Source organism: Variovorax sp. E3 (genome assembly GCF_016082275.1).
In the GTDB taxonomy this organism is placed as follows: domain Bacteria; phylum Pseudomonadota; class Gammaproteobacteria; order Burkholderiales; family Burkholderiaceae_C; genus Variovorax.
Map to the genome: position 1 here is coordinate 21,900 of NZ_MOWM01000098.1, position 6,071 is coordinate 27,970.

At 72.1% G+C, this 6,071-nt stretch carries 4 protein-coding genes and 1 pseudogene; all 5 read right to left on the bottom strand.

The window, feature by feature from the left end:
- Positions 1-75 precede the first annotated feature (75 nt).
- The gene (locus BMG07_RS26940; RefSeq protein ID WP_198087101.1) at positions 76-1,005 is read right to left on the bottom strand and encodes an alpha/beta hydrolase; all 930 of its coding nucleotides are present in this window, start codon (positions 1,003-1,005) and stop codon (positions 76-78) included.
- The gene (locus BMG07_RS26945; protein ID WP_198087102.1) at positions 998-1,816 is read right to left on the bottom strand and encodes an alpha/beta fold hydrolase; all 819 of its coding nucleotides are present in this window, start codon (positions 1,814-1,816) and stop codon (positions 998-1,000) included. Before BMG07_RS26945 ends, BMG07_RS26940 begins: the two co-directional genes overlap by 8 nt.
- The gene (locus BMG07_RS26950; RefSeq protein ID WP_198087103.1) at positions 1,813-2,526 is read right to left on the bottom strand and encodes a 4'-phosphopantetheinyl transferase superfamily protein; all 714 of its coding nucleotides are present in this window, start codon (positions 2,524-2,526) and stop codon (positions 1,813-1,815) included. The genes BMG07_RS26945 and BMG07_RS26950 overlap by 4 nt, the downstream gene beginning before the upstream one ends.
- 11 nt (positions 2,527-2,537) lie before the next feature.
- The gene (locus tag BMG07_RS45065; protein WP_374221320.1) at positions 2,538-4,703 is read right to left on the bottom strand and encodes a condensation domain-containing protein; all 2,166 of its coding nucleotides are present in this window, start codon (positions 4,701-4,703) and stop codon (positions 2,538-2,540) included.
- A gap of 3 nt (positions 4,704-4,706) precedes the next feature.
- A pseudogene (locus BMG07_RS45070) lies at positions 4,707-6,004 on the bottom strand (amino acid adenylation domain-containing protein); the annotation flags it as partial.
- Between the last annotated feature and the right edge of the window lie 67 nt (positions 6,005-6,071).

Here is a 6,071-nt window from a genome sequence, read left to right on the forward strand (position 1 = left end):
GGTGCCGTGTGAGGGCCTGGCTGGATCGATGCGTTCCATGGTGATCTCCTTGACTGCCGTGTGACGGGTGGGTGCCTAGGGCGCGGCCCATGTGGTGGGCATGGCGCGGGTGGCACCGGCCACGGTGCGGCTGGGGCTGCGCCGCTCCGTGCTGGTGCCGAAACAGCGGTCGGCGACCCAGTCGCCCACGGCCTGGAGGAACAGCTGCTGTCCCTTCTCCGTGCAGACGGTGTGGTCGACGTCCCGCATGAATTCGTACTGCAGCGCCTGCGCGAAAGACGCGTGGCGGAAGGCGCCGAGCTGGTCGCGGTCGCGGTCGCAGACGTGCAGCGAGCCCGAATACAGAAGCTGCATCGCGACCTTGCGCTCGGCCAGCTGTTTCATCGTGGCGGCGAACCAGTTCGCGGTGGCGTCGGGCGAGCTTTCCTCGGTGAAGAAGCCGGGCAGCGTCTTGTTCGCCGGCTGCATGCGCAGCACGCGGCGCTGCACCCAGCGCACGGCCTTGCCCGCGAACGACGGATGCCCCGGCGCCGCCAGCGCGCGCCGCACGGTACGCTCCCAGCGCGTGCGCCGCTCGGGAAACGCAAAGCCGTCGAACAGCGAAAGGCCGACCACGCGCGGGTCGAGCGCACCCACCGCCATGGCGTGTTCGGCGCCCGAGCACATGCCGACGATCACGAACTGGCGAATGCCCAATGTGCCTTCGACCAGGTCCATGGCGGCGCGCAGGTCTTGCACGGCGCGCGTACGCAGGTCGCTGGCGGTGTCGAGCGCGTCGCTGTCGCCCACGCCGCCCAGGTCGAGCCGCAGGCTGCCGACGCCGCGCGCGGCCAGCAGGTGCGCCAGCTTGACGTTGATGCGGCGCGGGCCGACCCGGTGGTTGGCGCCCATGTTGAGCATCAGGCAGCCGGTGGCGGCCATGGCATGGTGCGCGGGCGTGGTGAGCATGCCCACCAGCGCTTCGCCCTGGCCGAAGCGCACCGGGCTTTGTGTCATCTCATTCATGAATGGCTCCCTGCAGGCGGCTCAGCGCATCGGCCGGCACCATGGCGCTGTTGGGGTAGGGGTCGGCGGTCCATTCGAGCCGGTGCTTGAAATAGGCCAGGCGCACGGGCATGTGGCGCGACTGCTGCTCGGCCGCCCATTGCGCCGTGTGCGCGTCGTCGGGCTGCGCCAGCACCAGCGTGTCGTGCAGCGCGGTGAGCGGCAGCGCGTCGGGCACGAGCGCCGAGAGCTGCGCGCGCAGCACGGGCGACAGCGAGGTGCCCAGCGCCTCTTCGGGCACCGCGTCGGGCTCGCGCAGCAGGTCGCGGCGCCAGGCCAGGTCGGGAATGCAGAAGGTGGTGTCGATGGCCACCACATGCTGCTCGCGCAGGAAGCGTGCATAGCGCCGGCCGTCGATCACTGGCTCCCACAGCACCAGCCGCACCGGGTCGCAGCGCCCGTTGCGCGCGGCCAGCACGGCCAGCGTGGCGCCCAGCCGCGCGCCGACCCAGACGATGCGCGTGCCCGGGGCGCGGCGGCTCAGTTCCTCGTGCGCGCAGCACAGGTCGCGCCGCCAGCCCTCGAACTCGCCTTGCCGTTCGTCGCCGGGCGAGTCGCCGGTGCCGTAGAAGTCGAAGCGCAGCGTGGCGACGCCGCTGCGCGCCAGGCGCTCGGCCAGCACCTTGAAGAAGCGGTGCGTGCGCAGCCCCTCGGGGCCGTAAGGCGGGCAGAGCAGCACGGCGGTGTCGCGCGCGCCGCCGTCCTCGGCCGGATGGAACATGCCGAAGAGCTGGCGCGAGGCCGGCCCGAACATCAGCGCGAGGGCGTTCATGCTTGGGCCTCCGCCATCGGGCCGTTGACGACGGCGCGGCCCTGGGTCTCGCGCCATTCCGCGATCGAACCGACGCTGTCCAGCCGCGCGGGCGCCGGCCCCAGCACCAGCCACAGGATGCGGCCGGCCACCGGCAGCTCGACGCTGCGGCAGTCGGGCTCCAGCCCCACCTCGAAGCTGCGCGGCGGCACCAGCAGGCCCACGCCGATGGCCTTGAGGCAGGCCTCCTTGCGCGTCCAGCAGGTCAGGAAGGCGTGGTCGCGTTCGCGCGCCGGCAGCCTGGCCAGCGCCTCGTTCTCTCGCGGCGTGAAGTGCCGCGCGGCCAGCGCGGGGGCATCGGGCATCGGGCGCAACTGCTCGATGTCGGCCCCCAGCGGGCCGCGCCCGCCGATGGCGATCAGCGCCAGTCCCTGGCTGTGGCTCAGCGAAAACTGCGTGCGCGGGCGGCCCGGCAGCGAGGGCTTGCCGAAGGAACCGGTGGCAAAGCTCAGCGTGTCGGCGCGCAGCCCGGTGTGCGCGGCCAGCGCCTGCCGCAGCGCGATGTGCGCCGCCACGAAGCGCTGGCGGTCGGTGGCGAAGCGGAACTTGCCGGCCCGCGCGCGCTCTTCGTCCGACAGCACCTGCGCGGGCAGCAGGTCGGTGAACTCGTCCAGGTCGACATACCGGCACACCGGCGCGTCGATGGCGCGTGCGAGCGTGGCGCTTTGCATGGTGTGTTCCTTCAGTTCTTGCGCAGCCAGCCGCCGAGGGCCCGGCCCAGCAGGCCGCCGCGCGGCGCCGTGGCCGCGGGCAGACTCTGCAGCTCCGACGGAATGCTGTCGGGCCCGGCCGCGTGCACCGGGTGGAAGGTGGACGAGGCGGCGATCTGCCCCAGGTTCTCGAACAGGTAGCGGCGCGGCTCCACGCGGTAGCCCAGCAGCAGCTCGGTCTGCTGCACCGCGCGCAGCACCAGCAGCGAATCGCCGCCGAGGTCGAAGAAGTTGTCGTTGGCGCGGATGTCGTTCACGTCGATGCCGACCACGCCGGCCCAGATCTGCGCGAGCTGCGCCTGCTCGGGGTTCATCAGCCCCGCCTTGGCCTTCGGCGCGCCTTCCGCCGCGCTCGCCGGCGCCTCGGCCCGGGTGCCGTCGGCCGCGAGCTTGCGCAGGTAGGCCGCGCTGGTCGAGTTGTCGGCGCTGGCGATGTCGGCCAGCGGGGCGTCGGGCCGGTCGGCCGCGCGGTGCAGCAGCTCGAGGTAGCGCTCGCGCAGCTGCGCGCCGGTTTCGCGCAGGTAGATGTCGGCGTTGTAGATCAGCGCGCCTTCCAGGCCGTTGGCCTTGTCCATCAGCCACACGCCGATGTCGTCGGTCGCGCCGCGCTGCATCAGGTGCATCTGCCGCGTCTGCAGGCTGCCGAGCCGGCGCGAGCGGTCGCGCGCGTCCTGGAACGAGAACATCGACTGGTACGGGCCCGAGGCCTTGGCCTGCCCGCCGGCGCCGGGCTCGGCCACGAGGCGCTCGAACGGCACCTGCTGGTAGTTCATGAGCGTGAGCAGTTCGTCCTTCACGTAGTGCATGAACTCGGGCAGCGACTGGCGCATGTCGATCTGCAGCGACACCGGCAGCACGTTGTTGAAGACGCCCATCACGTCCTCGGTCTCGGGCTGCTGGCGCCCGCGCACCGGGTTGGCGATGACGATGGCGTCGCAGCCGATGGTGCGGGCCATGGTCAGCGCATAGAGGCCGAAGGTGAGCATGCTGAGCGTCACGTCCATGCCGCGCGCCACCTCGCGCAGCCGCTGCGTGGTGGCCAGGTCGATCTGGATCCACTGCGTGCCGCCCTGGCCGCTCTTGCCCGCGCGGCGCGGCATGTCGGTCTGGGGCAGGCGCGGCAGCGGCGCGGCGGCAAAGCGCTTGCGCCAGAACGAAAGCTGCTCCTCGAACGCGGGCTCCTGCATCCACTGCGCGAGCCACTCGGCATAGTCGCCGTGCGTGGTGGCAATGGCGGGCAGGCCGTGCGCGCGGCCGCGCTCGGCCGCGTCGTACAGGGCCGACAGCTCGCGCTGCATCAGGTCGAAAGACCAGCCGTCCCACACCAGGTGGTGCGGCACGAACACGAAGGCGTGATCGCGCTCGTCGAGCCTGAAGAGCGCCGCGTGGGCCATCGGCGCGCGGTGGATGTCGATGGGCCGGTCGGCCAGCTCCTGCATCTGCTCGGCCAGCTCGGCCTCGCGCTGGTCGGCGGGCAGGTCGCGCAGATCGATCACCGGCAATGAAAATTCCACATCCCGCGCAATCGACTGGACGGGTTGTCCCGTGCGCGCGTCGGTGCCCATAGAGGTACGCAGCGCGGGCTGGCGGTGAATGATCTCGCGCAGCACCGACTCGAAGCGCGCCGCGTCGAACTCGCCCAGCAGCCGCTGCGCCGACGGGGCGTTGTAGACCGAACGGCCGGGGTGCAGCTCTTCCATGAAGCGGATGCGCTCCTGCGAAGGCGTCATCGGCGCGCTCTCGCGCTCGGGCCGGTGGGCCAGCGGCGCCTGCACGCCGGCGCCCGCGCCCTGCAGCGCCTCGACGGCCACGGCCAGCCGCTCGGCGGTGGGGGCCTCGAACAGCGTGCGCAGCGGCAGCGTGACCTGGAACTCGCGGCTGAGCAGCGTGGCCAGCCGCGCGGCCAGCAGCGAGTGGCCGCCCATGGTGAAGAAGTCGTCCTTCATGTCGAGGCCGGGCAGGCTCAGCACCTGTTCCATGGCCGCGAGCACCTTGCGCTCGTGGTCGTTGCGCGGGCCGGCGCCGCGCCGCACCACCTCGCGCGGCACGTCCTGCGGCGCGGGCAGCGAGACGCGGTCGAGCTTGCCGTTGGGCAGCGTGGGCAGGCTCTTGAGCGTGACCACGTGCTGCGGCTGCATGAAGGCCGGCAGGTGGTCGCGCAGGTGCTGCATGAGCGCATCGAGGTCGAAGGCCGCGCCCGGCGCGTTCGGGTTCAAGGCGAGGTACGCCACCAGCCGCACGTCGCCCGGATGGTCTTCGCGCGCCACCACCACGCTGCGCGATACGCCGGCCACTTCGTTGCAGCGCGCCTCGATCTCGCCGGGCTCGATGCGGTAGCCGCGCACCTTCACCTGGAAGTCGAGCCGGCCCATGTGCTCCAGCAGGCCGTCGTTGCGCCAGCGGCCCCGGTCGCCGGTGCGGTACACGGCCGTGGCGTTGCCCAGGATGCGCGTGGTGACGAAGCGCTCGGCCGTGAGTTCGGGGCGGTGCAGGTAGCCCAGCGTCATGCCGTCGCCGCCGATGCAGATCTCGCCGGGCACGCCGAGCGGGCAGGGCTGCAGGTCGGCGTCGAGGATCCAGACCTCGGTGTTGTCGATCGGCTGCCCGATCGACACGCCGCGCGAGGCCACCACGTCGCGCCGCATGTTCCACACGGTCGACCACACGGTGGTCTCAGTGGGGCCGTACACGTTCCACAGTTCCTCGCAGCGATCGAGCAGCTCCAGCGCCAGCCGCGCGCGCACCGGCTCGCCGCCGATCCAGCCCCTGAAGCCCGGGGCGCCGGGCCACTGCGCGTCGAGCAGCAGCTGCCACATGCCGGGCGTGGCCTGCAGGATGGTGATGTCTTCGTCCTCGAGCAGCGCGCGCAGGTGGTTGCCGTCCATGGCGGTCTCGCGCTGCACCATCACGATTTCTGCGCCGGCCGCCAGCGGCAGCAGCAGCTCGGCCACGGCGATGTCGAAGGACAGCGTGGTCACGGCCGCGATGCGGTCGGCCGCGCCGATGCCGGGCGCCGTGCGCATCGACTGCAGCAGGTTGGCCACCGCGCGGTGCGGCACGCACACGCCCTTGGGCTTGCCGGTGGAGCCGGAGGTGTAGATGACGTAGGCCGCGTCTTCGGGCCCCGCGTCCTGCTCGCTCGAAACGAGGGCGCTCACGGGGGCCTGGTGCCAGGCGGTGTCGCGGTCGATCTCGAACAGGTGCGAAGCGGCGTCGACACGCCATTCGCGCGGCGCGGCCACGATGTCCGAGGTGGTCAGCAGCAGTTCGAGGCGGGCGTCTTCCGCGTAGTGGTCCAGCCGCGCCTGCGGAAACGCCGGGTCGAGCGGCACATACGCGCGCCCGACTTCAGCACCGCGAGCAGCGCCACCAGCATGTCGATGCCGCGCTCCAGGCACAGGCCCACGCGCTGGCCGCGGCCGATGCCGCGCTCGCGCAGCGCATGCGCGAGCTGGTTCGACTGCGCGTCGAGCTCGCCGTAGCTGCGGCGGCGCGCGCCGTCGCGC

Coding starts and splice junctions, on each gene's coding strand:
- BMG07_RS26940 (WP_198087101.1), bottom strand. CDS start 1,005: ATGAATGAGATGACACAAAGCCCGGTGCGCTTCGGCCAGGGCGAAGCG.
- BMG07_RS26945 (WP_198087102.1), bottom strand. CDS start 1,816: ATGAACGCCCTCGCGCTGATGTTCGGGCCGGCCTCGCGCCAGCTCTTC.
- BMG07_RS26950 (WP_198087103.1), bottom strand. CDS start 2,526: ATGCAAAGCGCCACGCTCGCACGCGCCATCGACGCGCCGGTGTGCCGG.
- BMG07_RS45065 (WP_374221320.1), bottom strand. CDS start 4,703: ATGCAGCCGCAGCACGTGGTCACGCTCAAGAGCCTGCCCACGCTGCCC.